At 65.1% G+C, this 25,279-nt stretch carries 23 protein-coding genes; 8 read left to right on the top strand and 15 right to left on the bottom strand.

The annotated features are described in order from the left end of the window. Nucleotides 1–32 precede the first annotated feature (32 nt). On the bottom strand, nt 33–623 hold the full coding sequence (locus ACSQ3Q_RS12310; RefSeq protein ID WP_436134654.1) for a nucleotidyltransferase family protein: 591 nt from the start codon (nt 621–623) through the stop codon (nt 33–35). Nucleotides 624–673: 50 nt separating this feature from the next. Continuing rightward, the gene (locus ACSQ3Q_RS12305; RefSeq protein ID WP_436134653.1) at nt 674–1,441 is read right to left on the bottom strand and encodes an SDR family NAD(P)-dependent oxidoreductase; all 768 of its coding nucleotides are present in this window, start codon (nt 1,439–1,441) and stop codon (nt 674–676) included. Nucleotides 1,442–1,540: 99 nt separating this feature from the next. Between ACSQ3Q_RS12305 and ACSQ3Q_RS12300 the strand changes: the two genes are divergently transcribed. Beyond that, entirely contained in the window at nt 1,541–2,485 is a 945-nt protein-coding gene (locus ACSQ3Q_RS12300; RefSeq protein WP_436134652.1) for a LysR substrate-binding domain-containing protein, read from the top strand. Between the two features lie 29 nt (nt 2,486–2,514). Here the strand turns inward: ACSQ3Q_RS12300 and ACSQ3Q_RS12295 are convergent, their stop codons facing one another. The 3 genes from ACSQ3Q_RS12295 to ACSQ3Q_RS12285 all read right to left on the bottom strand — a co-directional run bounded on the left by ACSQ3Q_RS12295 (nt 2,515) and on the right by ACSQ3Q_RS12285 (nt 6,053). Next, entirely contained in the window at nt 2,515–4,797 is a 2,283-nt protein-coding gene (locus ACSQ3Q_RS12295; RefSeq protein ID WP_436134651.1) for a molybdopterin cofactor-binding domain-containing protein, read from the bottom strand. A gap of 27 nt (nt 4,798–4,824) precedes the next feature. Then, complete coding sequence (locus ACSQ3Q_RS12290) at nt 4,825–5,286, bottom strand: (2Fe-2S)-binding protein (RefSeq protein ID WP_436134650.1); 462 nt, start codon at nt 5,284–5,286, stop codon at nt 4,825–4,827. Nucleotides 5,287–5,480: 194 nt separating this feature from the next. Continuing rightward, nucleotides 5,481–6,053: a TetR/AcrR family transcriptional regulator gene (locus ACSQ3Q_RS12285; RefSeq protein ID WP_436134649.1), complete on the bottom strand. Its 573-nt coding sequence runs from the start codon at nt 6,051–6,053 to the stop codon at nt 5,481–5,483. A 110-nt stretch (nt 6,054–6,163) separates the two neighbouring features. Here ACSQ3Q_RS12285 and pdxH point away from each other — a divergent pair, with 110 nt between their 5' ends. From pdxH to ACSQ3Q_RS12265, 4 genes are all read left to right on the top strand, one after another. After that, nucleotides 6,164–6,811: a pyridoxamine 5'-phosphate oxidase gene (pdxH, locus tag ACSQ3Q_RS12280; RefSeq protein ID WP_436134648.1), complete on the top strand. Its 648-nt coding sequence runs from the start codon at nt 6,164–6,166 to the stop codon at nt 6,809–6,811. Nucleotides 6,812–7,020: 209 nt separating this feature from the next. Next, nucleotides 7,021–7,626: a TetR/AcrR family transcriptional regulator gene (locus ACSQ3Q_RS12275; RefSeq protein WP_436134647.1), complete on the top strand. Its 606-nt coding sequence runs from the start codon at nt 7,021–7,023 to the stop codon at nt 7,624–7,626. Nucleotides 7,627–7,750: 124 nt separating this feature from the next. Next, entirely contained in the window at nt 7,751–8,752 is a 1,002-nt protein-coding gene (locus ACSQ3Q_RS12270; protein ID WP_436136994.1) for an NADP-dependent oxidoreductase, read from the top strand. An 84-nt stretch (nt 8,753–8,836) separates the two neighbouring features. Next, nucleotides 8,837–9,541, top strand: a complete 705-nt coding sequence (locus ACSQ3Q_RS12265) for an SDR family oxidoreductase (protein ID WP_436134646.1) — start codon at nt 8,837–8,839, stop codon at nt 9,539–9,541. A 68-nt stretch (nt 9,542–9,609) separates the two neighbouring features. Here ACSQ3Q_RS12265 and ACSQ3Q_RS12260 read toward each other — a convergent pair whose 3' ends face one another. Next, nucleotides 9,610–10,566 (bottom strand): AEC family transporter, encoded by a 957-nt coding sequence (locus ACSQ3Q_RS12260; RefSeq protein ID WP_436134645.1) that lies wholly within the window; start codon nt 10,564–10,566, stop codon nt 9,610–9,612. Nucleotides 10,567–10,750: 184 nt separating this feature from the next. On the opposite strand from ACSQ3Q_RS12260, the gene ACSQ3Q_RS12255 reads away from it, so the two are divergent. Both ACSQ3Q_RS12255 and ACSQ3Q_RS12250 read left to right on the top strand, forming a co-directional pair. Next, nucleotides 10,751–11,293 carry a DUF1697 domain-containing protein gene (locus ACSQ3Q_RS12255; protein WP_436134644.1) on the top strand — a complete coding sequence of 181 codons (543 nt, stop codon included), beginning with the start codon at nt 10,751–10,753 and terminating at the stop codon, nt 11,291–11,293. A gap of 180 nt (nt 11,294–11,473) precedes the next feature. Continuing rightward, a complete protein-coding gene (locus ACSQ3Q_RS12250) occupies nt 11,474–11,701 on the top strand; it encodes a hypothetical protein (RefSeq protein ID WP_436134643.1) in 228 nt (75 codons plus the stop codon). Nucleotides 11,702–11,776: 75 nt separating this feature from the next. Here the strand turns inward: ACSQ3Q_RS12250 and ACSQ3Q_RS12245 are convergent, their stop codons facing one another. From ACSQ3Q_RS12245 to ACSQ3Q_RS12220, 6 genes are all read right to left on the bottom strand, one after another. Continuing rightward, complete coding sequence (locus ACSQ3Q_RS12245; RefSeq protein WP_436134642.1) at nt 11,777–12,430, bottom strand: HAD family hydrolase; 654 nt, start codon at nt 12,428–12,430, stop codon at nt 11,777–11,779. An 8-nt stretch (nt 12,431–12,438) separates the two neighbouring features. Beyond that, complete coding sequence (locus tag ACSQ3Q_RS12240; protein WP_436134641.1) at nt 12,439–13,518, bottom strand: ABC transporter ATP-binding protein; 1,080 nt, start codon at nt 13,516–13,518, stop codon at nt 12,439–12,441. A 43-nt stretch (nt 13,519–13,561) separates the two neighbouring features. Beyond that, a complete protein-coding gene (locus ACSQ3Q_RS12235) occupies nt 13,562–15,748 on the bottom strand; it encodes an ABC transporter permease (RefSeq protein ID WP_436134640.1) in 2,187 nt (728 codons plus the stop codon). Between the two features lie 173 nt (nt 15,749–15,921). After that, nucleotides 15,922–17,286 (bottom strand): ATP-binding protein, encoded by a 1,365-nt coding sequence (locus tag ACSQ3Q_RS12230; protein ID WP_436134639.1) that lies wholly within the window; start codon nt 17,284–17,286, stop codon nt 15,922–15,924. Further along, nucleotides 17,283–17,975, bottom strand: a complete 693-nt coding sequence (locus ACSQ3Q_RS12225) for a response regulator transcription factor (protein ID WP_436134638.1) — start codon at nt 17,973–17,975, stop codon at nt 17,283–17,285. Before ACSQ3Q_RS12225 ends, ACSQ3Q_RS12230 begins: the two co-directional genes overlap by 4 nt. Nucleotides 17,976–18,113: 138 nt before the next feature. Then, nucleotides 18,114–19,994, bottom strand: a complete 1,881-nt coding sequence (locus ACSQ3Q_RS12220; protein WP_436134637.1) for a PAS domain-containing hybrid sensor histidine kinase/response regulator — start codon at nt 19,992–19,994, stop codon at nt 18,114–18,116. A gap of 155 nt (nt 19,995–20,149) precedes the next feature. Here ACSQ3Q_RS12220 and ACSQ3Q_RS12215 point away from each other — a divergent pair, with 155 nt between their 5' ends. Continuing rightward, entirely contained in the window at nt 20,150–20,497 is a 348-nt protein-coding gene (locus ACSQ3Q_RS12215; RefSeq protein ID WP_436136993.1) for a response regulator, read from the top strand. 643 nt (nt 20,498–21,140) lie between these two features. Here ACSQ3Q_RS12215 and ACSQ3Q_RS12210 read toward each other — a convergent pair. The 3 genes from ACSQ3Q_RS12210 to ACSQ3Q_RS12200 form a co-directional block, all read right to left on the bottom strand. Next, a complete protein-coding gene (locus tag ACSQ3Q_RS12210) occupies nt 21,141–21,968 on the bottom strand; it encodes an NPP1 family protein (RefSeq protein WP_436134636.1) in 828 nt (275 codons plus the stop codon). Between the two features lie 299 nt (nt 21,969–22,267). Beyond that, nucleotides 22,268–24,409: a TonB-dependent receptor domain-containing protein gene (locus tag ACSQ3Q_RS12205; protein WP_436134635.1), complete on the bottom strand. Its 2,142-nt coding sequence runs from the start codon at nt 24,407–24,409 to the stop codon at nt 22,268–22,270. Nucleotides 24,410–24,674: 265 nt separating this feature from the next. Then, nucleotides 24,675–25,241, bottom strand: coding sequence for a hypothetical protein (locus ACSQ3Q_RS12200; RefSeq protein WP_436134634.1), 567 nt, complete (start codon nt 25,239–25,241; stop codon nt 24,675–24,677). Between the last annotated feature and the right edge of the window lie 38 nt (nt 25,242–25,279).

Genomic DNA, 25,279 nt, shown 5'->3' with positions numbered 1-25,279 from the left:
TTCAGCCGGCGGGTTTTCTTTTTTGGCGTGGGTCAGTCTTTGCGGGCCGCAAGGATGCGCTCGGCGCGGGCCAGGTCTGCCACGGTGTCGATATCGGTCACCGTGCCTTCGTCCTGCACTTCCACGCTCTGCACCCCGCCCTGCTGGGCATGTTGGCGCACGATGCCGGCGGCGCCCTGTTCGCCCGACAGCGCGAGCAGATCCTGCAGGCACTGCGCCGCAAAACCCACCGGGTGCCCGCGCTCGCCGCGGTACAGGGGCACGACCACTGCACTGTGTGCCAGGGCGGCAGCCACACTGAGCAATGTGGCGGGCTGGACCAGCGGCAGATCGCCCGGCAGCACCAGCCAGCCGCCGGCGCCTGCGGTGGCGCGCACGGCCGCCGCAATCGAATCGCCCATGCCGGGGTGGCCGACATCCTCCAGGTGCCAGGCCAGGCCACTTGCGCGCACGGCGGCCAGCGTGTGCTCCAAGACCGTCATGCCTGCCAGGGGTGCGCGCAGTTTGTGCACCGCACCGCCCGATGCCGCAAAACGCTCGCCCCGGCCCGAGGCGAGGACCAGGACGACGTGGGCACCCGGTTGTAGTGGGCGTGGCAGGTGGGTGGCGGACGGGTCATGCATCGCGCCATGCTATGCCAACACCGGCGTGGTCTGGCGTGGTGCGCTCGACGTCAGGCCAGCGTGTATCCGCCGTCCACCACCAGGCTGTGTCCACTCACGAAGCTGGCTGCGTCCGAGAGCAGAAACAGCACCGGGCCCACCATCTCCGACGGCAGCGCCGGCCGCCCGGCGGGGGACGTCTGCAGGCTCCCGCGCATGGCGTCTTCGTTGCCAAACGCGGCCAGCGCCATCGGGGTCACGGTGGGGCCCGGGCTCAGCGCGTTCACGCGAATGCCTTGCTGAAAATATTCCATAGCTGCATTGCGTGTCAGCCCCAGCGCAGCGTGTTTGCTGGCGGTATAGGCGCTGATGCCATTGAAGCCGACCTGGGACGAGATCGACAGGTTGTTGACGATCGCCCCGCCGCCTGTCTTGAGCATTGCGGCGATCTGGTGCTTGAGCGCATAGAAGATGCCCAGCGTGTTGGCCTGTAGCACCGCCTGCACATCCGCCGTGCTCAGCGTGTGCAAGGGGCCCGCGGCACCCAGCGTGCCGGCGTTGTTGAAGGCGCCGTCAAGGCGGCCAAAGTGCTGCACCGTGGCTTCCACGCTGCGCTGCACGCTAGCTTCGTCGGTCACGTCCAGCGCCGTGACATAGGCTTGGCCACCCGCTGCGCGCACTTGTTCTGCCACCGCTTCGCACTCGGCCGTGCGGCGCGCCGCCAGCACCACCTGGGCCCGCTGGCGCCCCAGCGCGACGGCCGTGGCGGCACCGATGCCCGACGACGCGCCGCTGACCAAAAAGGTCTTCCCGGCCAGATTCCACTCGCTGTTTTGCATGTTTTCTCCCTTGGTTTGCAAATCAGCGGGCAGCTTATTGTTGAATAAAGCGAACACAAATAGCCTCAAAATACATGGACCCATGAAGCTAATTCATCAATGAGCCTTGACCTTGCCGATTTGAAGCTGCTGACCAGCATCGCCCGCCACTTGAGCTTTCGGGCTGCCGCGCAGGAGCTGGGCCTGTCCGCCTCGGCCATCAGCCATGCCGTGCGTGCGCTGGAAGAGCGCCTGGGTGTGCGCATGTTCAACCGCACCACGCGCAGCGTGGCCCTGACGCCCGCAGGGCGCCAGCTGCTCGCGCGCGTCGGCCCTGCCCTTCAGGACATCGACGCTGCCATCGACGGCATCAATGCTTTCCGTGACACGCCGCAGGGCCTGCTGCGCATCAACGCGCCGCGGTCTGCGGGCGACCTTGTGCTGGGGCCGCTCGTCGCCGACTTCTTGGCGCGGTACCCCGAGGCACAGGTCGAGCTGGTGCTGGACGACGGCCTCGTCGACATTGTGGAAGGCGGTTTTGACGCGGGCGTGCGCTACGGCGAACGCCTGCAGCAGGACATGGTGGCGCTGCCCATCGGGACAGCGCAGCAACTGATGGTGGTGGCCTCCCCCGCGCTGATCGCACGCGTCGGCACGCCGCGCAGCCCGCGCGACCTGCTGCAAATGCCCTGCGTGCGCATCCGCTTCCCCAGCGGAGTGCGCTTTGCGTGGGAGTTTGAAAAAGCCGGCGAGAAAGTTGCCGTCGATGTGCCCGGCCGCCTGACCGTGGGCGACATGCCGCTCATCCTGCAGGCCGCCCTCGATGGCGTCGGCTTTGCGTACCTGTACGAGCCGTACGCCCGGGCCGCGCTGGCCACTGGCGCGCTGGTGAGCGTGCTGGGCGACTGGTGTCCGCCCATCCCGGGTTTTTACCTGTACTACCCCAGCCGCAGGCTCCCCACGGCCACGCTGGCCGCATTTTTGGACCTTGTCAAAGCGGACTCGGCATTCGCGTTACCTACCCTACCCGTGCGATCTCCGCCGCCGGCGCCAGCCGGGGCCTGAGGCGGCCCTTGGGTGGCGCGGGTGTCAGATCACGCCAGCTTGAACGGCAGCTCGCGCAGGGCCTTGCCCGTGATCTGGGCGATGGCGTTGGCAAACGCTGGCGCCAGCGGCGGCAGGCCGGGTTCGCCCATGCCGGTGGGCGGCTCGGCGCTGGGTACCACGTGCACGGCCACCAGCGGCATGTCGGTGATGCGCGGCACGGCGAAGTCCCCGAAATTGCTCTGCTCGACCACGCCATCCTTGAGCGTGATGGCCGCGCCTGGCAGGCACATCGACAGGCCCATCAGCGCCGCGCCCTGCACCTGCGTTTCTACGCTCTTGGGGTTGACCACCAGATTGCAGTGAACGCCGGCCGTGATGCTGTGCAGCTTGGGCGTGCCGTCTTTCACCGAGGCCTCGACCACGTACGCCACCACGGACTGGAACGACTCATGCACCGCCACGCCCCACGCACGGCCGGGCGCCAGCTTCTTCTTGCCGTAGCCCGACTGCGCCACGGCCAGCTGCAGCGCCGCCTTGTGGCGCGGGTGCTTGTCGCCCATCAGGCGCATGCGGTAGGCCACCGGGTCTTGCTGGGTGGCGCGGGCCACGTCGTCGATCAGCGTCTCCATGGCGTAGGCCGTGTGGGTGGAGCCCACGCTGCGCCACCAGAGCACCGGGACGTTGACCTCGGGGTGGTGCACCGACAGTTTCATTGGCACGTCGTAGGGCTCTTTCATGCCTTCAACGGCCGTGGCATCGATGCCGTTCTTGACCATGAAGGCCTCGAACGGCGAGCCTTTGAGGATGGACTGCCCGACGATGGTGTGGTCCCACGCCAGGATCTTGCCTTCTGCATCAAACCCGATCTCGGCGCGGTGCACGTGCATGGGCCGGTAGTAGCCGCCCTTGATGTCGTCCTCGCGGCTCCACAGGGTGCGGACCGGGGCGGTGATGCCCGCCATGCGCGCGGCCTTGGCCACTCCGCAGGCCTCCACCACATAGTCGCTGGTGGGGATGGCGCGGCGACCAAAGCCGCCACCGGCCATCTGCGTGTGCACCTTGATGTTCTGCGGTGGCACGCCCAGCGTCTTGGCGGCGGCCATGGCATCCAGGCCCGGCATCTGCGTGCCCATCCAGAGTTCAGCCTTGTCGCCGTCGAGCTTGACGGTGCAGTTGAGCGGTTCCATGGGCGCGTGCGCGAGGTAGGGGAAGACAAACTCGGCGCTGATCTTGTGCGCCGCGCCCGCCAGCGGTGCCGTGTCCGCTTGCATGGCCACCAGGCCGGGCTTGGCGGCCAGTTCGCGGTACTGCGCCAGCAAGCGGGCGGTGTCGGGCTGGCCCACGCGGCTGTGGTCCCACTCGGCCTTGAGCGCATCGCGGCCCTGCTTGGCGGCCCAGTAGCCGTCGGCCACCACGGCCACGCCTTCGCCGCCCCGGTCGGTGGGCACGCGCAGCACGGCCTTCACACCCCTGACGGCCTTGGCAGCGGAGTCGTCCAGCGACTTGAGCTTGGCGCCGAACACCGGCGGGCGCGCCACCACGGCCGTCAGCATGCCGGGCAGGCGCACGTCGATGCCGTAGTCCTGCTGGCCGCTGGACTTGGCCTTGGCGTCGAGCCGGCCTGTGGGCTTGCCGATGATGCGGAACTGCTTGGGGTCCTTGAGGGTGACTTTCTCGGGCACAGGCTGCTTCATCGCGGCCTCGGCCAGTTGGCCGTAGCCGAGCTTCTTGCCGCCCGGGCCCACCACAAAGCCGTTGCTGGTGCGCAGCGCCGATGCATCCACGCCCCACTGCGCTGCGGCCGCCCCGACCAGCATGGCCCGGGTGCGTGCGCCGAGTTCGCGGTACTGGGTATACGAGTTCTTGATGGAGTTGGAGCCCCCCGTGAGGTGCATGCCAAAGGCCGGGTCGGCATAGGCCTGGTTGGCGTCGCCGTGCACACTGCGCATCTTGCTCCAGTCAGCGTCCAGCTCTTCGGCCAGGATCATGGGCAGGCCGGTCTGCACGCCCTGGCCAAAGTCCAGCCGGTTGATCGTGACGGTGACGGTGCCATCGGCGTCGATGCGCACAAAGGCCGAGGGTTGCTCGAAAGGCTTGAGCCCCGCCGGTGCCGCAGCGCCCGCGCCCTGGGCTGCGGCCACCAACGGGAACGCGCCCAGCGCAAAGCCCGAGGCGGCCGATACTTTGAGGAAGGTGCGGCGCGCCACACCGCCTGTCCCGTCTGTTGCTCCTAAATCACTAGCATCTTGCGCTTGTTCCATCAGCGCTAGAAGGTGTTTTGGCATGAAATTGTGGGCCTCTAACTGCAGGGCTTGAGATTCGAAGTGCATGGTGTTCTCCTGGACTCAGTGGTGGGCTCAAGCCAGCGTCTTGGCGGCGTCGTGGATGGCAGCGCGGATGCGCACGTAGGTACCGCAGCGGCACACGTTGCCCGCCATGGCGGCGTCGATGTCGGAGTCGGTGGGCTTCTTCTTGCCCTGCAGTAGCGCGGTGGCGCTCATGATCTGGCCGCTTTGGCAGTAGCCGCACTGCGCCACATCGTGTTTGACCCAGGCTGCGTGCACCGCCTTGCCGACCTTGTCGGTGGTGGACACCGCCTCGATGGTCGTGATCTTCTGCCCCGCCGCGGCGGAGATCGGCGTGATGCAGGAGCGGATGGGCGCGCCGTTCAGGTGCACCGTGCAGGCGCCACACAAGGCCTGGCCGCAGCCAAACTTGGTGCCCGTCATGCCCAGCGTGTCGCGCAGGGCCCAGAGGATGGGCGTGGATTCGTCGGCGTCGACCGCCGTGTTTTTGCCGTTGATGTTGAGCGTGGGCATCGTGGTTCTCCGTGGGGTGGATTCAGGTGTGGGGCGAGCAGTTTTTGATCGTTGGAGCAGCGTCAGCGACGCCATCGCTCCTGCAGCAGTGCGTTCGGGGCGTATCGCGCAGTTAAGAGAATTTTCATTCGATTAAAAGAGGTATGGGTGCGTCGCATCTGCGCTTCCAACGGTCTGTTGTCCCTGCTTCGGGCCTAGGCCTTGAGAGCGTCCCAGCAAAGGCTGAAAGCCATCTGGTGCATGGCATCCTCATCGGGCAACACCTTGGTGCGGATGAGGTTGGCCGTCTCGCGCACCGACCCGACCAGGCTGGCCGTGAGCAGCGGCACCGGCACGGCCTTCAAGATCTCTTGTTGCTGCCCCTCTTCCATCAGGGCAAAAAAACCGGCCATCAGGCGGGTCGAAAATTCGCGGTTGCCCTCGGTGAACCAGGGCGAGTTGTAGTACTGCTCCTGGAAGATCACCTCGGCATACTGGTCCAGCCGGTGGCGCAGCAGGTTGCACCAGGTGCGGCGCACACGCGCCCGGTAGGGCATGCCAGGCTCCACGCCTTCCATCAGGCGTGCCGCCGTCACCGTCTTTGCATCCTGGTACAGCTGGCTGATCAGTTCGTCCTTGGACGGGTAGTAGACGTACAGCGTGCTGGTAGCCACGCCTGCAGCCCGTGCGATCTCGGCCAGTGTCAGGCCGCTCAAACCCGTCTGGGCTACCAGTTCAAAGGTGGCCTGGGCAATCGCACGCTGCTTTTCGTCGTCTTTGTGCTTCATCGGTGCGGCAATATAAGCGAATATCCATTCGACAACAACTGGGCCTCGAAATACCCTGCCGTCATTCGCTCCGGTGTGCATTCTCTGCCCCGGGTCGCCCATGCACAATCATGTGCATGACCACGACCTCCATCGCCGACCTCCGCAAAAGCTACGAGCGCGCCGAACTCAACGAAGACGCCTCGCACGCCGAGCCACTGCAGCAGTTTGACCAGTGGCTTAACGAAGCCATCAGCGCCCAGGTGCCTGAGCCCAACGCCATGACCCTCGCCACCGTGGGCGGCGACCTCAGGCCCAGCACGCGCATCGTGCTCATCAAGGGCTACGACGAGCGCGGCATTGTCTGGTTTACCAACTACGACAGCCGCAAGGGCCGCCAGATTGCAGGCAACCCTTTTGCGGCGCTGCAGTTCCACTGGGTCGAGCTCGAGCGCGTAGTACGCATCGAAGGCACGGTCGAAAAAGTCAGCGACGAGGAAAGTGACGCCTACTTTGCCAGCCGCCCGCTGGACTCCCGCATCGGCGCCTGGGCCAGCCCACAAAGCCAGGTCATCCCCGGCCGCGGCACCCTGGTGGCCAATGCCGCCAAGTACGGCGCGCAGTTTTTGCTGCAACCGCCCCGCCCGCCGCACTGGGGCGGCTACCGGCTCAAACCCGAGCAGTGGGAGTTTTGGCAAGGCCGCAAGAGCCGGTTGCACGACCGGCTGCGCTACCGGCTGGACCAGGGTGCGTGGGTGCGGGAGCGGCTGGCGCCTTGAGCGCTCCCCATCGGCGGCTCATTGTTGCCCGCCCCCGCACGGAGGACTAATCCAACGGCATGCGGCGTACGTGTCTGAGTTCCGACGCCACGAACCCTGCGGGGCATGCCGCGCTCAGTCGGTCGCTTAAAACGCTACCCGCAAACCGGCATGCACCTCAACTGCTGCGCGAAGTGCCGCACTATTTGCATGCAATACCGCATCATTGTATGATGCGCATCATGCGAAAAACACCCGTCAACCAGCGCACTGCCGCCAAAGAGGCTTCGCACGAACGCATTGTGGATGTCGCGTCGCGTGCCATCCGCCGCAGCGGCTACGGCGGGACGGGCGTCGCTGACATCATGAAAGAAGCAGGCCTTACCCACGGTGCCTTCTACGCCCACTTCGACTCACGCGAAGCCATGCTGGCCGAGGCTGCCGACCGGGCCGGCGCCGCGGCAAATGCTGCCGCCGCCGACATCGTTGCGGCCGTGCCGCCCGAGCAATCTCTGCGGGCACTTGCCGCGGCTTACCTCTCCAAAGAGCACGTCCAAGGCATCGAGAACGGCTGCCCGGTGTCGGCCCTGGGGTCTGAGATGCCGCGGCAGTCGCCCGAGGTGCGCCGCGCGGCCACGCTGCGCATCAAGGAGATGATCGATCTGGTCGCGCGGCAGATGCCTGACTGGGGACAGCCCGGCGCCCACGAGCGCGCCCTGGCCACGGTCGCCGCGATGGTGGGTACGCTGATGCTGGCCCGCGCGGTGGATGAACCTGCGCTGTCCGACGCATTCTGCGCAGCGACCCTGAAAAGACTGGACAGCGCAGACGCGTGATGGAGTCCAGATCCGCACGCGTCTTTTTTCCCTTATTAATATGACGATCATCATGCGGATGTCCATGACTAGAGATCCGCAATGTTTGCCAAGTCACATCCATTCCAGCGAGCACCAAAAATCCATGAAAGCATTCATCGTCGAGCGCTATGGCAAAAACCACAGCCTCAAGGCGGCCGAAATACCCGATCCAGAAATGGGTGAAGACGAGGTACTGATAGAGGTCCACGCCGCCGGTGTCAACCTCCTGGATTCCAAGATTCGCAACGGCGAATTCAAGCTGATCCTGCCCTACCGCACCCCCTTTGTTTTGGGACACGATGTTGCGGGAGTCGTCACCCGGGTGGGCCGCCGCGTCACGCGTTTCAAGGTGGGCGACGAGGTGTATTCCCGGCCTGACGATTTCCGCATCGGCACCTTCGCAGAATATGTGGCGGTCAAAGCGGATTCAGTCGCCATGAAGCCCCGCAACCTGACCATGGAAGAGGCTGCCTCCATCCCGCTGGTGGGGTTGACCGCATGGCAGGCCCTGGTGGAAATGGCCCAGCTGAAAAAGGGGCACAAGGTATTCATCCAGGCAGGCTCTGGCGGCGTCGGCACCTTTGCCATTCAACTGGCCAAACACCTTGGGGCCACCGTGGCCACCACCACAGGGCCAGCCAACGTTGCGTGGGTTCAAGGCCTGGGTGCCGATACCGTCATCGATTACCGAAAGGACGATTTTGAGAAAGTCCTTCACGACTACGACTTGGTGCTGAACAGCCAGGACGGTAAGACGCTCGCCAAATCCCTCGAGGTACTCAAGCCCGGCGGGCGGCTTATCTCCATCTCCGGACCGCCCGATCCAGCGTTTGCAGAGTCGATCCGAGGTCCCTGGTTTCTGAAACTAGCCACCCGCATCCTGAGCTATGGCGTCCGTAAAAAGGCCCAAAGCCGCAACGTGAAATATTCATTTCTCTTCATGCGCGCCCAAGGCAGCCAGTTGGGCCAGATCACGTCGCTCATCGAATCCGGTGCCATCCGCCCGGTGGTGGACAAGGTTTTTCCTTTCGCTTCGACCAACAAAGCCCTGACTTACGTAGAAAGCGGGCGCGCCAAAGGAAAGGTGGTGATCAAGCTGCGGTAATTGACGCCACTTCAACCATTGGTTTTGATTTTTCATATGACGTCCGTCATATCTCATTGATTTTCAGTCTTCGCAGGAGTTTTCATGAATATCCAGAACGCAGTCGTTCTCGTCACAGGTGCCAACCGCGGAATCGGGTTGGCGTTTGCCCGCCAGTTGCTTGCTCGGGGTGCCCGCAAGGTTTACGCGGCCGCTCGAGACCCGTCCACCGTCACTCTGGCGGGCGTACAACCTTTGCAGCTGGACGTGACCTCGCTTGAACAGATCCAGGCGGCCGCACGGCAGGCGTCGGATGTGACCTTGGTTATCAACAACGCAGGCATCGCCCAGCCCGGCGGTTTTTTGGCAGAAGACAGCGATGCGGTGGCGCGCCGCATTTTCGACACCAACTTCTTCGGCGTGCTGAACATGAGCAAAGCGTTTGCGCCGGTGCTCAAGGCCAATGGGGGTGGCGCGCTGCTCAACGTACTGTCGGTCGCATCGTGGTTCAACGCGGGGGATCTGGCGGCGTATTCGGCCAGCAAGTCGGCAGCATGGTCGTTGACCAACGCTCTGCGCCACGAACTGGCCGGCCAGAAGACTCAAGTGCTGGGCTTGCACATGGGCTATGTGGATACCGATCTGACGCGCGGGTTGGATGTCCCCAAAACGAGCGCTGAAGACATTGTTCAGCGCGCACTCGATGGCCTGGAAGCCGGTGCCGACGAAGTGCTCGCCGACGAGATCACCCAGCAGGTCAAGCAAGGCTTGACGGCGCCGCGCCCTGCCTACCTGCCCCCAGTTCAGTAAGCGAACCACCGTCCCGACAACACCCACGCTCCCGCTCTGGGTGGCACCGGGGCATTGCGCCCCAACCGTCAGTTCGCCACCCAGCGCGTCACACCCAGGATCACCACTGGCACCGTAATCAACGCCAGCGTGGTCGACACGGCCACGCTGGCCGTTACCTCGTCCTCTGCCACCTGGTAGCGCTGGGCGAATAAAAAGACGTTGGCGCCCACCGGCAATGAGGCCGCCACGATCATCACCGCCAGCGGCATGCCCGACAGGCCCAGCGCCCAGGCCAGCCCCGCCAGCACCAGCGGGTGCACCACGCACTTGACCACGGCGATGCGCAGGGCGGCTTTGAAATGGTGACCCACCTTGGTGAACGCCAGCGTCACGCCCACCAGGAGCAGCGAGATGGGGCCCAGCGCCTGGCCCAGCAACTGCATCGGTTTGTCCACCACCGCGGGGATGGCGAGTCCGGTTTGCGCGAACAGCAGGCCGGCAATGATGGGCAGCGGCACCGGGTGCACGATGCCGTTGCGCACCGCCTGCAGCACCGTGCGCCACATGGCCTGCTGCGGCCCGCCCGCGCGGCCGGCGTGTTCGCGGGCTGAGGCCAGCTCGAACACCACGGTGGCCGCGGTCAGCAAGATGAGTGCGTGCACCGAGATCAAGGTGAACAGCGTCACCAGCCCGGCTTCGCCAAACACAAGGCCCACCAGCGGCACGCCGATCATGATGGTGTTGCTGAAGGTGTTGGCCAGCGCGCGGGCCGCCGCCAGGCTGGAGAACCCCAGCACCGCCAGGGCGGCGGCAAAAACCAGCATGGCCGCCGCGAAGTAGATGGCGATGGGGCCGAAGTCCAGGTCTTCGATGTGGACCGAGCTCATGGTGCGAAACAGCAGCGCGGGTGTAAGCACCATGAAGACGAGGTTGGCCAGGTCCTTCACCGCCTCAGCGCGTATCCAGCCGCGGCGCCCCACATAAAAGCCGATGGCAATAAACAGGATGACGGGAAGCAGCGAGGTGACGACGGGCGAATTCATTGCGAAACAGCAGGCAGCGGCGCAGGAAAAGCGTCTATTGTGGCCGTTGGCGCAGAGTGCAATTGCGTGAATTGCTATTGTTTATATAGCTACCAATGCTTATACATCAAGCGCTAGAGGCCAATTTTTGCTATAAATTTGGCCCGTACGACCAGCTGACGGCGGCCAGCGCCAGGGAGCACCAATGAAGTTCGCCGCCTTCTTTCGCAACCTCAATCTAGGGCACGGCAACGCGCCGTCGCGTGCGGTGCTGGAAGACTTGTTCCTGCAGGCTGGTGCGGAGGCCGCTGCGTCCTTTCAGACCAATGGCACGGTAGCGTTCAACGCACGCGGGGGTACGCGCCGCGCCCGCAGCATCCTGCGCGGCGTGCAAGCGGCCCTGCAGTTGCAGCACGGGTTTGTCGAGCCGGTGTTCTTGCGGGACATGGCGCACTTGGCTGCGCTGGCGGCCAGCGATCCGTTTCGCGGAATCGCGGGCGATGCGATCTACGACTTCTACGTCACCTTCTTGCATGCCGACGCCGCAGTGCCGCTGGGCTTGCCGGTGACAAACGCACGGGGCGATGTGCATGTGGTGGCCTATGCGCCGGCCGAGATGATGAGCTTCAACCACCTACGCGGCAAAAGCATGGGCAACCCGCAGGTGTTTGCCGAGACGCTGTTCGCCCTGCCTGCCACCACCCGCACGTGGGGCACGGTGTGCCGGCTGGTGGACAAGCATGGATGAGCCCGCCGGTTTCATGCCCCACATTCATGATTGCCCAACGACGGGCATCCGAGGCGCGCGCCCCGCGGCAGAAATAGCCGGTTTTTGCCCTTTTCCTTCGGCGCTTGAGTAGCGGCCAAACCTACGAAGCTAGGCGCTGGCCCGTCGACGCATCGCCAGTTGCACCTCGGAAAACGCAACTTGCAGATCAAAAACTGCGCGATCGGCCACGGCGCTTCAACGCGCCCCGCCCTGCCCCGCACGCCGCGGCTCGGGGTGGTTGCCAACCCAAAGCCACATCTGGAGGGATCGATGCTTTACTCAGAAACCGAAATCCACGCCGCCGTGAAACGGCTCATTCAACAAGGCTACGCCGCGCTCACCGTGCGGCAGCAGCTCATCGTGGATTCGCTCTCGGCCGTCTGTTGACCCGGCCTCGGGGGCGGCCTGTCGCCCCTTTTTTGATGGGACTGCGGTCTGCCGGCTTCACGCCACCGCAACGGGCTACGCACGCTCGTGCGCCGTGGCCACTAGTTTCAGCACACCGCCCAAGCCCTCCACCCGGTGGTCGGCTTCATCCCATGGCCGCACGCCCGGCCGCACGGTCTGGACGGTGGTCATGCCCAGCGCCTGGCCCACGCCCAGCTCGGACAGCGGGTTGTCGCCAATCACCAGCACCTCGTCGGCAGCGCAGCCTTCGGCCTCCAGAATCTGCTCAAACAGGGGCCGCTTGCCGTGCGGGCCATCGCCCTCGTCGATGGCGTCGATGTCCACGCGTTCAAACCACGGCCCGATGCCCAGCGCGCGGATCTTGCTCGCCTGCAGCCGGCGAAACCCGCTGGTGACCAGGTACCGGCGCACCGGGATGGTGGGCACCAGCGCCAGGTCGGCATAGCCTTCCAGCCGGTCGCCCACCTGCATTTGCGAAAACGCGTTCCACCCCGCTTCGCGCATGGCCGGTGTGTAGTGGTAGCGCTTGGCCACCAGGTCGAAGGCGGTGTACCAGCACTGGTGCAGCGACTGCTCCAGCACCGCGGGTGTGAGCATGCCCTGGTTGGCGCGGCGGATGGCGTCAAACGCGGGCTCGAACAGCGGCCCCACGACGCGGGCGTCCATGAGGCAGTTGTCCAGATCAAAAATGGCGACTTGGTAGGGCATGGCGGACCTCACCCGGCAACGACCGACACGCCGTGGCTGGCCAGGCTCAGGCTCACCGGGGCGCCCACGTCCAGCGGGGTCTGCACCTGGGGCGACACCACAAAAATCTCGCCCAGCGCGCTGGCAAAGGTGTATTCCATGATGCTGCCCAGGTAGGTGCGTTTTGTCAGTCGCGCGGCCAGGCCTTGGGCGGTGGCCGGGCCAATGAGCCAGGCCTCGGGCCGCACGGCGATCTTGACGGTGCCTGATGCCAGCGATGCGGGCGATGGCACACGCAGCGGGCCCAGCTCGGCATAGCTGCCTGCGCCATTGTTGGCTGCCTCGCCCGCGTGGTTTCGGCCCTCGAACAACATCGCCTCGCCCATGAAGCCCGCCACAAACTCGGACGACGGCTGCTCGTAAAGCTCGCTGGGGGCACCGCTCTGGGCGATGGTGCCCTTGTTCATCACGATGATCTGGTCGCTCACGGCCAGGGCCTCGCTCTGGTCGTGGGTGACGTAGGCCACGGTGAGCTGCAGCCGCTGCTGGATGCTGCGGATCTCCTCGCGCATGGCGCGGCGCAGGCGGGCGTCCAGGTTGGACAGCGGCTCGTCAAACAGCAGCACGGCGGGCTCCAGCGCCAGCGCGCGGGCCAGGGCCACACGCTGCTGCTGGCCGCCCGACAGTTCGTTGGGCATACGCTGGTCCAGGCCAAGCAGGCCCACCGTCTCCAGCGTGGCGCGGGCTTTTTCGCGCGCCAGGGGCTTCTTCATCTTCGACATCGTGAGCCCGTAGCAGACGTTGTCGAGCACGTTCATGTGCGGAAACAGTGCGTAGCTCTGGAACACCAGGCTCACATTGCGCTCGGCCGGGCCCAGCGTGGTGACGTCGTGGCCTTCGATGAGGATGCGCCCGCCCGAGGGCGACTCCAGCCCCGCGATCATGCGCAGCGTGGTCGTCTTGCCGCAGCCCGAGGGGCCGAGGATGGTGGTGAGCGTGCCGCGCGGCACCACAAAGCTGATGTGGTCCACCACCAGCGGGTCTTTGGGCGAGGCGCCGTAGCGCTTGCTGACACCCTGGAACTCGATACCGTAGGGAGTTTGATTCATGGTCATCACCAGAGGAGGTAAGTGAATAGAGAGATGAAAGAGGTCAGTGGGCCGAAGCCCCCATGGCGCGGCGGCCGGTCTTGCGGTCGCCCACGGTCCAGTTGATGAGCGCGGTGGCCAGCGCCATCAGCACGATGAGTGCCGTGCTGTATGCCAGCGCCACGCCGTAGTCGCCCTGGCCCACGCGGCCCAGGATGAAGGTGGTGGCCAGCTCGGTCTCTGCGGTTACCAAGAAGATCACGGCCGACACCGTGGTCATGGAGCGCACAAAGCTGTAGATCAGCGCCGCAGCCACGGCGGGCTTGAGCAGCGGCAGCACCACCGTCCAGAGCGTGCGGGCGGTCGAGGCGCGCAGCATGATGGAGGCTTCATCCAGCGACTCGTCGAGCTGGCGGAACGCCGCCGAGCCTGCCCGCACGCCCACCGGCAGATTGCGGAACATGAAACACAGCACGATGATCAGCCCGCTGCCGGTGAGCTCAAGCGGAGGGACGTTGAAGGCCAGGATGTAGCTGACCCCCAGCACCGTGCCCGGGATGGCAAACGCCATGAGCGCCGAGAACTCGAACGCGCCCTGCCCCTTGAACTGGGTGCGCGACAGCAGCCACGAGATCAACAGGCCCAGCACGGCGGTCAGCGGCGCGGCAATCGCCGCCAGCTTGACGGTGACCCACAGCGACGGCCACGCGGCGCCCAGCCAGGTGATGCCGCCCTCCAGTCCGATGTCGAACGCGGTGCGAAAGTGCGCCAGCGTCGGCGTGTAGTCGCGGCCCCAGGTCTGCACAAAGCCGCCGCAAAACGCAAACACGTAAACGATGAGCGTGAACAGCAGCCAGGGCCCGGCGACGCCCAGCGCCACGTTGCGCACGCCATTGGGCAACTGCATGGGCACCCCCGCGTCGCCCTTGCCTGACATGGTGGTGAAGTTGCGCTTGCCCAGCACGCCCCGCTGCAGTGCAAACACGGCCAGCGCAAAGGCCGTGAGGATCCACGCCAGCGTGGCTGCGCGGCCCTGGTCGAACTGGGCGCCCACGATGGCAAAGAAAATTTCGGTCGACAACACCGAGAACTGGCCGCCCACCACGATGGGGTTGCCAAAGTCGGCAATGCTCTCGATGAAGCCCACCAAGAATGCATTGGCCAGGCCCGGCAGGATGAGCGGAAAGGTCACGCGCCAGAAGGTGCGCGAACGGTCGGCCCGCAGGGTCTGCGAGGCTTCTTCGAGCGACGGGCTCACGCCCTGCACCACGCCGCGCACGATCATGAAAGCGATGGGCGTGAACGCGAACATCTGCGCCAGCCAGACGCCAAAAAAACCGTAGAACCAGCGCCCGGGCTCGATGCCAAAGGCCCATTCCAGAAACTGGTTGACCAGCCCGGCGCGGCCAAACAGCAGGATGAGGCCCAGGCCCACCACGAAGGGCGGTGTGATGATGGGCAGTGGCGCCAGGATGCGCAGCACGCCGCGCAGGCGCGAGTTGCTGCGGTCTTCGATCAGCGCCAGCAAGGTGCCCAAGAAAGTCGTGCCGGCGCCGGTCATCACCGCCAGCAGCAGCGTGTTCCAGGCCACGCCACAGCGCTGGTTGCCCGACAGGCAGGCCAGGCCCCAGATGCGCTCGTTGGCAATGCGCGCCCAGGCCTGGGCAAGGTCCAAAGCGCCCTGCTCATTGAAGAATGCCCCGGCCAGCGTGCGCGTGACCGGGTAGGCCACAAACGTCACCAGCAGCGCGCCACACACCACGACCGCGGCGGCCACAAACAGGTCGCCCCGAAACGCGCCCATGCGTGCCACACCGAACGCACCCAGCATCAACATCGCCGCCAGCACACCAAACGCTCCCCAGCCCAGCGCCGGCTGCGTGGGCGTGCCAAACCATTGCGCCAGGGGGTTGTGGCCCATGTCTGGCAAGCCGATCAGTGCGCCCTGCACCACGATGGCCGCCACACCGGCAAAGCCCAGCGTGGCAAGGATGGCGCCCTGCCGGCGCCCCGCGGGCAGCGCACAACTGGCCAGTGCCGCCGCCAGCACCAGGAGCGCAGGCCACAGCCAGTGGCGGTGGTGCACCAGCACCTGCGCCAGGCCCGTGGCACTTTGTGGATCGCCGATGAGGTGGCCAAGCCCTTGCAGGCTGCCAATGCCGTCGGGCAGCGCATACCAGGGCAGCAGCGCAAAGGCCACAAGCCCCAGGGCGGACCACGCCAGGATGGGTTGGTTGTTATGGAGTTTCATGCTGGATCACGGTGGTTAAAGGGGCAAAAGCCAGGGCGGGTACGGGAACAGGCGTGCGTCGCTCCCAGTCGTTGCTGCCGGGCCCGCGGAGGCCGCAGTCGCAGGCCGGGCCTGCGCTGCGTTCGTAAAAATGAACTGCGAAAGGAGCGTTGTCGGGCATCGCAGGCACGGCGTCATGGCCCCTGCCCCCAGGTCACCACCGCGTCCACGCCGATGACCCGGCCGTCCTGCAGCCGGTTGAAGAGGTCCACTTCGGCCCCCATGGCTTCGCCGATCTGGCGGCAGATCGACAGGCCCAGGCCCACGCCGCCCTTGGCCGCAGAAAACGGCTGGAACAACCGGGGGCGCACCGCGTCGTCCACGCCGGGGCCTTCGTCCCACACCAGCAGTTCCACCTGCCCCGTGCCGTCGCGCAGCAACACGCCCATTCGTCCGTGGGCTGGGGTGTGGTGGATGGCGTTGGCGAGCAGGTTGCGCACCAGCTCGCCCAGCAGGGCGTGGTCGCCGGGGGCAGAAAGTTCGGGCCCTTCCAAGGCAAAGTCCAGCCGCTTGGCAGCAATCAGCGGGGCAAGCTCCATCACTGCGTCGCGCGCCATGGTGTGCAGATCAACCTGGGGCAACTGCCCCACGCGCTTGAGCTGCTCGACCTTCGTCAGGCTCAGCAACTGGTTGGCCAGGCCCGAGGCGCGGTCGACCGTGTGCAGCATCTGCTGCAGCGCATCGGCGGCCAGCACATCGCCGTGGATGGCCGACTGCAGCTGCGTGCGCAGCACCGCCATGGGCGTGCGCAGCTGGTGCGTGGCGTCCGCCAGAAAGCGCCGCTGCTCTTCGATCCAACGGCTTTGGCTTCGCTGCAGTTCGCGCAGGTGTGTGACCGAGGGGGCCAGTTCGGACGGGCCCGCGTAGACGGCGTCGCCCCCCTCGCCACGGGTCAGGGCCACGTCGGCATCGCGCAGCCAAGTGGCCGCCACCTGGGCCACCACCGCGATCAGCACGCTGAGGGCCGCGGCCAGTGCATAGACGGTGCGCAGGCCGGGATCGTGCACCAGGGCACCCACATCGGGCCAGCGCTCGCTCCACGGGCTGGCCACCTGGCGCACCACGGCGGGGGTATCGCCCGCAGCCCGGTGCAGGGCCGCCGCCACGCGGGCCATGCGCCCATCCATCTGCCCTGTGTAGAAATGCACGGCGCCCTGCGCGGCAGGCAGCGGCAGCTCGGTCGACGGCACGGGCGGCAAGTCGGGGTGGCCTGCCAGGCGCTCACCGTCCAGCCGGCTCTCGCGCGACCAGGCCACGCTGGTACGGGCGCTGGGCCAAAAGCTCAGTGCCACCCGCAAGGTGTTGTCCTGCAGCTCGGCCTGGCGCGCCATCTGCTGCACGCAGTACACCGCCGTCACCACGGCAACCGCCACCCACAAGCCCGACAGCAGCCAGACCAGCAGCAGGCGGCGCAGCGAGCCGCCGCGCGGGTGCCAGCGCCGCCAAGTGCCGGGGAGGCCGGGTGTGCCCGGCGTGCCGGAAGCGGCAGATCGGCTCACTTGACACCCTTTTGCGCCAGCAGGCTGTCGCCGTCGCACAGCAGGTAGCCCACCCCGCGCAGGGTCATGATTTCGGTGTTGGTGCCGGCCAGCTTCTTGCGCAGGCGGTGCACCACCACCTCGATGGCATCGGCCTGCACCTGTTCATCGGCGCCGGCAAACACCTGGGTGCGCAACTCCTCTTTGCCCACCACGCGGTCCACGCGCGACATCAGCAGGCGCAGCAGTTCGGCCTCGCGCGGCGAAAGATCAAGCGGTGTCGAATCCTTGAAGAACACCCCGCTGTCCGGGTCGCGAAACAGCGAGCCGCAGCGCAACTGCCCGTCGCGCCCCACCCGCCGGGTGAGCGCCCGCAGCCGGGCCACCAGTTCGTCCAGGTCAAACGGCTTGGACAGGTAGTCGTCGGCGCCCGCCTCCAGCCCCGCCACGCGGTCGTTGACGGCGCCCCGCGCGGTGAGGGCCAACACCGGTGTGCTGTTGCCGCCGTCGCGCAGGCGCCGCAGCACCTCCAGTCCGTCCAGGCTGGGCAGCGACAGGTCGAGCGTGATCACGTCAAACGCCGTGCGGCGTGCGGCCAGCAGCGCTTCTTTGCCGTCGGCGCAGCAGAGCACCTCAAAGCCGCGCGCCACCAGGCTTCGGCTCAACGCGCCCGACAGATCAAAGTCATCCTCGACCAACAGCAATTTCATGACGGCAATGATGCCGCCTGGGGTGCCGGCCAGCCACTGTGCTTACACCGAGGGGCGGTGAAAGCAAGTCGAAAGCGGGAAAGCCGGCGCTGGATGCACTGGCCGTGCGTGCCTGCCGTGGTGCCCTGACGCTTGGTGCTACATCCCGCCGGGCAACCGCACCGCCTGCGACTTCTCCAGCAACACGCGCAGGTCTTCCAGGTCCACCGGTTTCTGCAGGCGCGCATCAAAACCGCGGAAATCTGCACGCCCGGCCTTTTCGTCCTCGGCCCCAAAGCCGCTGACGGCGCAGGCAAATACGGTGTCGCCGCCGGGCAATTCGCGCACCGCGCGCAGCACGGCGGGCCCGTCCATGTCGGGCATGCCGATATCCAGCAGCATCGCCGCCGGCGTCTCGTGGCGCACGGCCGTCAGGGCGGCCGCCCCGTCGTAGGCGGTGCGCACCTTGAACCCGAGCAGGCGCAGTATTTCGGCCAGGCTGTCCGCCGCGTCCCGGTTGTCGTCCACCACCAGGACGCCGCCCCCGGGGCCGTCATCGCCAGCGCCGCCGTCCGACAACGCATCGCTGTCGTGCGTCGCGCCTGGCAGCTCAAAGCTGAACACACTGCCCTTGCCCGTGCCGCCGCTCGTCGCCGAGATGGTGCCGCCATGCATTTCGACCAGCGACCGCGCCAGCGACAGCCCGATGCCCAACCCCGACTGCCGCGACGCGGCCAGGCCGTCGCCCTGCGAGAACAGCTCAAAAATATGCTCCAGCGCGGCCGGCTCGATGCCCACTCCGTTGTCCGACACCTCCACCCGAAGGCGCGCATTGGCAATGCGCGCCGTCAGCCGGATATGACCGCCGTGGGGCGTGAACTTGCACGCATTGCCCAGCAGGTTCTGCAGCACCTGCGCCAGCCGCGTCGGGTCAGCGTTCACCCAGATATTGTCCGGCGGCATGTCGAGCACAAAGGTGTGCGAGCGGGCGTCCATCTCGGGGCGCAGCGCCTCGACCGACACGGCAACCACCTGGTTGAACAAGGTCTGCTCGGGCTTGATGCGGATCTTGCCGCTGGTGAGCCGCCCGGCATCGAGCAGATCGTCGACCAGCCGGGTCATGTGCGAGAGCTGGCGGTCGATCATGTCGCGGCTGGTTCTGACCGTGGTGCTGGGCGCTGGCTCCAGCTGCAGGATCGACACCGCATTGCGAATCGGCGCCAGCGGGTTGCGCAACTCGTGCGCCAGCATGGCCAAAAATTCATTCATGCGCTGCGACGAATGCTCCAGGTCGCGCAGCCGGATACGCTCGGTCATGTCGCGGGTCACCTTGGCAAAGCCGTGCAGCACGCCCCCCACATGGATGGGTGTCATCACGATGTTGGCCCAGAAGGTGGAGCCGTCCTTGCGCACGCGCCAGCCCTCTTCCTCGGTGCGCCCCCCCTGCAGGGCGTCATGCAGCTCCTTTTCGGGCAGGCCAGCGGCCACGTCCTCGCTGCGAAAGAACATGCTGTAGTGCTTGCCAATGACATCCTGCGCCGAGTAGCCCTTGATCAGCTCCGCGCCGCTGTTCCAGCTTTGGATGATGCCCTGTGGGTCGAGCATGTAGATCGCATAGTCGCGCACGCCTTCGATGAGCAGGCGAAAACGCTCCTCGCTCTGGCGCAGTGCCTCCGTGTGCTCGCGCCGCTCGGTCAGGTCGCGCGTGACCTTGCCAAACCCCACGATGGTGCCGCTCGGGTCGCGCAGCGCGGTAATCACCACGTTGGCCCAAAACCGGCTCCCGTCCTTGCGCACGCGCCAGCCCTCTTCCTCGTACTTGCCCACCCGGGTGGCGATGCGCAGCTCTTCATCCGGCCACCGCGCCGCGCGCGCATCATCGGGGTAGAAGATGGAAAAATGCTGGCCGATCACCTCGGAAGCCTCATACCCCTTGAGCCGCGCAGCACCCAGGTTCCACGACCGGACGATGCCCGCCGGGTCGAGCATGAAAATGCCGTAGTCCTGCACAGCTTCCACCAGCAACCGAAACCGATCCATGTGGCTTTCGTCAACCGCAGTGTGCGGCGGAGGGTGCTGTAAATATTGCTCTCGGGACATGGGTTCGGTTGGCGTTGGGTCAGGGCGAAGGCAAAATACTATTTTTCACAATCGTGAAACTTTAATAACTATTGTCGGAGGTCCCCGTGTCGCGCATGACGGTCTATGTAGTGGATGACTGTAAGGATGCGGCTGACTCTTTGGCAACGCTGCTGTCCCTCATGGGCCACAACGCGCTAGCTTGCTACAGCGCAGAGCAGGCCCTGGAGCTGGTACAGGCAGAAAAACCCGACTGCGTGATGCTGGACATCGCGATGACCGGCATGGACGGCCTGGGCCTGGTGCGTTGCCTGCGCGAACAGTTCGGCGACGACGTCGTGCTGGTGGCGGTCACGGGCTCCCCCAGTGACGACCCCCGGGTGCAGGCCACCTTTGTGGAAGTGGACCACTACTTTGAAAAGCCGGTGACTCTGGAGCAGGTGCGCAAGCTGTTTCCGGAGTGATGGTTTCCGGGCTCCCGGAGTAGCAGGCGGTCGGCTGTGGGCCGAGAAGTGGGCGCACCGGCCCTCAACCTTCACTGAACGGGTTCGGCTTGACTGCTATTAAAATTATAGCTATATGCGCTTATGCATCAAGCGCTAAAGGTATAAATGGCTTGGAATTCCGGCAAAAATCGAGATCACGGCGACGATCCCCGACCACGCCCCCTTGCCTGACAGTCGCAGACCTGCTGGGACTCACTGCTACCAGCCCAAACCCTCAATGCTGCCAACGCGCCTTATTTCATCCATCACCTCCGCCGACACCGCGGAGTTGCGGCAGCGCCTGATCACCTTAGTTGCCGAGGTGCTGGGCGAAGAGGACATGTAGTTAGGCAAGCGGGCCGCTACAGGAGATCGCAGCTGGACGGCGGGGGCTTTTAGACACGAGGATGACTCCGCGGCCATTGCGTTGCACTTAAAGCAAAACGCGAGAAGACGTGCTGCGCTTGATATTGCAGTTTCTTCTCCTATATGAAAAAGGCTGTCAATTTTTTAATAGTGACTATTAAATCCCTCTCTGGCATCGCAGCCAGAAATCAACATAAAAATCGTCAAATAGATACTGCCACCTATTCGAGTTTAAATAGACAGCAGATTTATAGAGTTACATTCCAGACGTCCAAGCGGATTTCCCGGGATAACCTTTTGGTATGTGCTTGGAAATTTCACCAACGAAACGCTTGGCAAACGGCGTATTAGCCTTCCCATAGCTCAAATCATTGAAACCTGCTTGCAATTGTTCGGTCGCCAATGCACTAGAAGACATTGTTTGCCAGTCAGCGATAGCCGGAGTTACCCAAGTTTTGGTAGGGTTTTCTGGATTAGTTTCTCCTTTTTTCGCGAATCGCAGAGCATGGGTTCCGCCACCGTCTTTGTGATAAACAAATTTCACAGTGTGAGTAGTAGGATCCAACGGAAGCTTGCTTATCTCAGATGTATACAATTTTCCATGCGCACTGTAGCTTGCGTGTGTCACATTGTCATTTTCCTGCCAGATCAGAGCGTACTCCCAGTCATTCCGATGGCCCGATCCTGTAGTTGTGGATTGATCCTTTTGAAAATACAAGGCGAACATGCGAACGCAAAAAACCTTGTCTGGCGATCCTGTTGATGGTGCGGCACAAACCTTTCGGTGGTAGGTATTGGAAGAGTTCATAAAACTGGGATCTCGACAACCACTAGTAATGCTTCCTTTTGAAGGTTTGATACCAGCGGCCCTAGTATTCGCCACATTATCTGAAATTGCTACGGCAGGAAGGCAGCTATCCGTGTCGAAATCATAAACTGGTGCGACCGCTAACGTGGAAGGATCCGTCGTTTGACCAAGGGGATTAAATGTTGCTGAAGGGTCTGCAGCAAGCGCACCAAAAGATGCACAAACATTTAGACACAATGAAACTGCGAAGCACCAGAACTGCTGACTTTTACGCATGATGAATAGCCTCCATTGAAAAAATTACTATAGGGGCTAGTCGCAGTGTCTGTCACTAAAAATAATGCAGGCAAAATTTTCATTGACTTCGGAGGATCTGAAGATCGTGGCTCGGCCGCACTGCGCAACGGTCAAATGAATTGAGAAGCTACGCCGAAATCGCGACATGGCAGTCAACCGCATGAATTCGCGGTTTGAGAATCCCTCCAATCAACTCACACACCGCAACCGTTACCGACAGGGCGCTGCCGTCCCTGTCAGCCCGGTTACGAAACACCATTTGGCAATTGCCTACACCCTCAAAACGCCACCTTCACCCCCACAGTGATATTGCGCCCCATCAAAGGCGCCGCGTTCTTGATGAACGAGGTGTGCGCATACGCCAGGCGGTCGGTCAGGTTGTTCGCCTTCAAATACACCTGCCACGGCGTGCCGCCGCTGAGCTGGCTGCTGTAGCTCACACCCACATTCAACATTCCGTAGCCGGGCGTGGCGCTCTCAAACTCTGCCACGCGGTTCTGGCGGGCGACCTGCACCCATTCGACTTGGCCTTCCCACGCGTTCCAGTTGCCGTCAAGTCGCACACCGGCACGGGTGGCGGGGATGCGGGGCAGCAGGCCACCGCCGGCCAGCCGCGCGCGCACGGTGTCGCCGAACAGGGTGATGCCCAGGTTGCGGTTCAGGCGCTGGCGCACCTGGCCTTCGATGCCGGTGAAGGTGGCATCAGCCTGGCTGTACTGCAGCAGTTGCAGGCCATCGATTTCATCGAGCGTGCGGCCGTAGATGTAGTTGTTGATGCGGTTCTTGAACACGCTGACGCCGAAGGTGGTGTCGCCGCTGGTCTTCTTCAGGCTCAGGTCGATGTTCTGCGAGATCTCGGACTTCAGGTCGGCGTTGCCGCGTTCGTACGTGCTGGTGGCCATGTGCAGGCCGTTGGCGTACAGCTCTTCGGCCGACGGGGCGCGGCTGGCGCGGGTGAACGAGGTGCCGACCTGGTAGCCGGGCGTGAACTTCCACACCGCGCCCAGCGATGCCGACGTGCCGTTGTGGCTGCGCTCGATGCTGCTGTTTTGGGCTTCGGCCGTCTGGCGGTCGTGGCGCAGGGCGGCTTCAAAGCGCCAGTCGCCCAGGCGGTATTCCTCCAGCGCAAAGAAGCCGAGCTTGCGGGTGATGGTGGGCTCCACATAGGCCTCTTCGCCGTCGGCGCTGAACTTGCGCTGCGAGGTTTGCAGGCCGATCAGGCCCTTGAATCCGGCGATGGGCTCGTGCTGCAGCTCGATGCGGGTGTCGTAGGCCTTGTTCTTGAAGGTGGTGCTGATGGCGCCGTCCTCGACCTCGTCGTGCACGTAGTCAGTGACCCCAGCACGCAGGCGCAGAGCCGAAAAGCCAGCGAACGGGTTGCGCAGTTCGCCGCGGATGTCAAAACGTTCGCTGCGCAGGTCGACTACGGGCACGTCGCCCGCCTCGGCGCCGTGGTCGTGGCCGTCTTCTTCATCGCCCGCATGGGCGCCGCAATGCAGGTGGTCGCCGTGCGTGTGGCAGCCTTCAAAGCTGTGATTGTGGCCCGGCAGGCCGTACTTGGCGGTCTGGCGCGTGTAGGCGGCGCCGAGGTAGCCGCGGTCGCCCACCCACGACAGGCCGACGCTGCCGGTGTCGGTGCGGTTGAAGCTGCCCAGCACCTTGCGGGTGGGTTCGCCATCCGGCGCCCAGCCTTTGCCGACGCGGTAGTCACTGGCGTCGCGCGCCACGCCTTCGACGTGTACGGCCAAGTTGCCGGTGCCGCCCGTGAGCGAGAAGGCGCCCGCTTTTTCACCGGCGCCGGAGTTGGCGCGCAGCTCGGCACTGCCCTCGTAGCCCTTCTGGGGGATGGCGGTGGGGATTTTTCCGTCGAGCACATTGACCACGCCACCCACGGCGCCGTTGCCATACACCAGGGCCGAGGGGCCGCGCAGCACTTCGATTTGCGTCGCCAGCAGCGGCTCGGACACCACGGCGTGGTCGGGGCTGATGGTGGAGGCGTCGTGCAGCTCGGCGCCGTCGCTCAGCACCTTGACGCGCGGGCCGTCCATGCCGCGGATGATGGGGCGGCTGGCGCCCGCGCCGAAGTGGCTGCTGGTGATGCCGGGCTCGCTGTTGAGCGTTTCGCCCAGCGTGGCCTCGCGGCGTCGCACGAGTTCGTCGCCCTCCAGCACGGTGACGGGGGTGGTCATCTCATTGGCACCCAGCTGCAGGCCGCTGGCCGAGACGGTGACGGGCGGCAGGCTGGGTGCGGCGTCGGCCACGCCGGTGCTGGAAGGCGCGGACGGGGCCGCAGCCGGGGCTGTCTGCGCGTGTGCGATGCCGGTGCCCGACAGCGCCAGCATGGCGGCCAGGGCAATAGGGCGAAGGGCTGGACGGGTGCGGCGGGCGGCGGTGTGGGGAACGGCGGAGGTCTTGGTCATGGTGGTGCTTGCATCAGGGCAGGTGCGCGCCGCGATGGCAGGGCCAGGCACGCGGCGCGCGGCTTCGCGCCACAGGGCGGAAGCTATGAATAAAAGTGCCTCTAGCGCTTGATACACAAGCGCTGTCAGCTATGAAATCAGGAGCAAAAGGAGAAAGTGCCGGCAGTAACCCCTAGGGCAACGGCTTGCGTCCCGGCCTGCGGTCGCGCTGGCAATGCAGCGCTGCAGGTGCATGGAACAAAAGCGGCCTCAGAGGTGCGGCGCTTCAGGCCCGGGGCGGGCCACGCGCCTGGAACAGCGCGACATGCGCGGCGGCGGTGAGCCCGGCATGGTGCGTGGGCAGTGCCTGCGCTGGCACTGCTGGGGGCAGCGCCACGGGGGCGCGGTGCAAGGTGTCGCCCAGCGCAAGCTGGTCGAGCAAAAGGCAATCGACAGGGGCGTGGCCGGCCAGGAGCAGCGGGAGCCACTGTGCGGACTCATGGCCGTGGCCGTGGTCATGGCTGTGAACGGGGCTGGTGGCCAGCGCGGCAGCATCGACCGCGGCGGACGCAGATGGTTTAGAAGCGGAAGAGGCAGCCGAAGCACCCGCCGGCGCCCCACCCTGCACCAACGCCTGGCCTGCGTGCACCCGGTCGAGCGCGCCACCGTGCGCCACCTGGTGCAGGCGCCCCAGCGTGGGCACTGCCACCAGGGCCAGCAGCAGCCAGGCCAGCGCCATGTGCACCATGTGCGCGGGCACCCGCCCGGCCAAAACGCGCCACGGCGCGCCCTGCCCCGCGCCGCGCTGGGCGCGCGAGGGCTTGGACTGGCGGGGGCGCGAGGCGGAAGTCACTGGGGAAGACTAAGGAGCGAGGGAGGCGTGCAAAGAAA

The sequence above is a fragment of the Acidovorax sp. LjRoot129 genome, from assembly GCF_964253765.1.
Classification (GTDB): domain Bacteria; phylum Pseudomonadota; class Gammaproteobacteria; order Burkholderiales; family Burkholderiaceae_C; genus Acidovorax.
The sequence above is the reverse complement of the archived record's forward strand: the minus strand, read 5'-3'. Positions and strand labels throughout refer to the sequence as shown.

What these genes read in the sequence shown, in the direction of transcription:
- ACSQ3Q_RS12295 (WP_436134651.1), bottom strand. Translation starts at nt 4,797, where the DNA reads ATGCACTTCGAATCTCAAGCCCTGCAGTTAGAGGCCCACAATTTCATG.
- ACSQ3Q_RS12305 (WP_436134653.1), bottom strand. Translation starts at nt 1,441, where the DNA reads ATGCAAAACAGCGAGTGGAATCTGGCCGGGAAGACCTTTTTGGTCAGC.
- ACSQ3Q_RS12275 (WP_436134647.1), top strand. Translation starts at nt 7,021, where the DNA reads ATGATGCGCATCATGCGAAAAACACCCGTCAACCAGCGCACTGCCGCC.
- ACSQ3Q_RS12235 (WP_436134640.1), bottom strand. Translation starts at nt 15,748, where the DNA reads ATGAAACTCCATAACAACCAACCCATCCTGGCGTGGTCCGCCCTGGGG.
- ACSQ3Q_RS12210 (WP_436134636.1), bottom strand. Translation starts at nt 21,968, where the DNA reads ATGCGTAAAAGTCAGCAGTTCTGGTGCTTCGCAGTTTCATTGTGTCTA.
- ACSQ3Q_RS12215 (WP_436136993.1), top strand. Translation starts at nt 20,150, where the DNA reads ATGACGGTCTATGTAGTGGATGACTGTAAGGATGCGGCTGACTCTTTG.
- ACSQ3Q_RS12300 (WP_436134652.1), top strand. Translation starts at nt 1,541, where the DNA reads ATGAGCCTTGACCTTGCCGATTTGAAGCTGCTGACCAGCATCGCCCGC.
- ACSQ3Q_RS12255 (WP_436134644.1), top strand. Translation starts at nt 10,751, where the DNA reads ATGAAGTTCGCCGCCTTCTTTCGCAACCTCAATCTAGGGCACGGCAAC.
- ACSQ3Q_RS12240 (WP_436134641.1), bottom strand. Translation starts at nt 13,518, where the DNA reads ATGAATCAAACTCCCTACGGTATCGAGTTCCAGGGTGTCAGCAAGCGC.
- ACSQ3Q_RS12225 (WP_436134638.1), bottom strand. Translation starts at nt 17,975, where the DNA reads ATGAAATTGCTGTTGGTCGAGGATGACTTTGATCTGTCGGGCGCGTTG.
- ACSQ3Q_RS12220 (WP_436134637.1), bottom strand. Translation starts at nt 19,994, where the DNA reads ATGGATCGGTTTCGGTTGCTGGTGGAAGCTGTGCAGGACTACGGCATT.
- ACSQ3Q_RS12270 (WP_436136994.1), top strand. Translation starts at nt 7,751, where the DNA reads ATGAAAGCATTCATCGTCGAGCGCTATGGCAAAAACCACAGCCTCAAG.
- ACSQ3Q_RS12260 (WP_436134645.1), bottom strand. Translation starts at nt 10,566, where the DNA reads ATGAATTCGCCCGTCGTCACCTCGCTGCTTCCCGTCATCCTGTTTATT.
- pdxH (WP_436134648.1), top strand. Translation starts at nt 6,164, where the DNA reads ATGTGCATGACCACGACCTCCATCGCCGACCTCCGCAAAAGCTACGAG.
- ACSQ3Q_RS12285 (WP_436134649.1), bottom strand. Translation starts at nt 6,053, where the DNA reads ATGAAGCACAAAGACGACGAAAAGCAGCGTGCGATTGCCCAGGCCACC.
- ACSQ3Q_RS12265 (WP_436134646.1), top strand. Translation starts at nt 8,837, where the DNA reads ATGAATATCCAGAACGCAGTCGTTCTCGTCACAGGTGCCAACCGCGGA.
- ACSQ3Q_RS12310 (WP_436134654.1), bottom strand. Translation starts at nt 623, where the DNA reads ATGCATGACCCGTCCGCCACCCACCTGCCACGCCCACTACAACCGGGT.
- ACSQ3Q_RS12205 (WP_436134635.1), bottom strand. Translation starts at nt 24,409, where the DNA reads ATGACCAAGACCTCCGCCGTTCCCCACACCGCCGCCCGCCGCACCCGT.
- ACSQ3Q_RS12290 (WP_436134650.1), bottom strand. Translation starts at nt 5,286, where the DNA reads ATGCCCACGCTCAACATCAACGGCAAAAACACGGCGGTCGACGCCGAC.
- ACSQ3Q_RS12245 (WP_436134642.1), bottom strand. Translation starts at nt 12,430, where the DNA reads ATGCCCTACCAAGTCGCCATTTTTGATCTGGACAACTGCCTCATGGAC.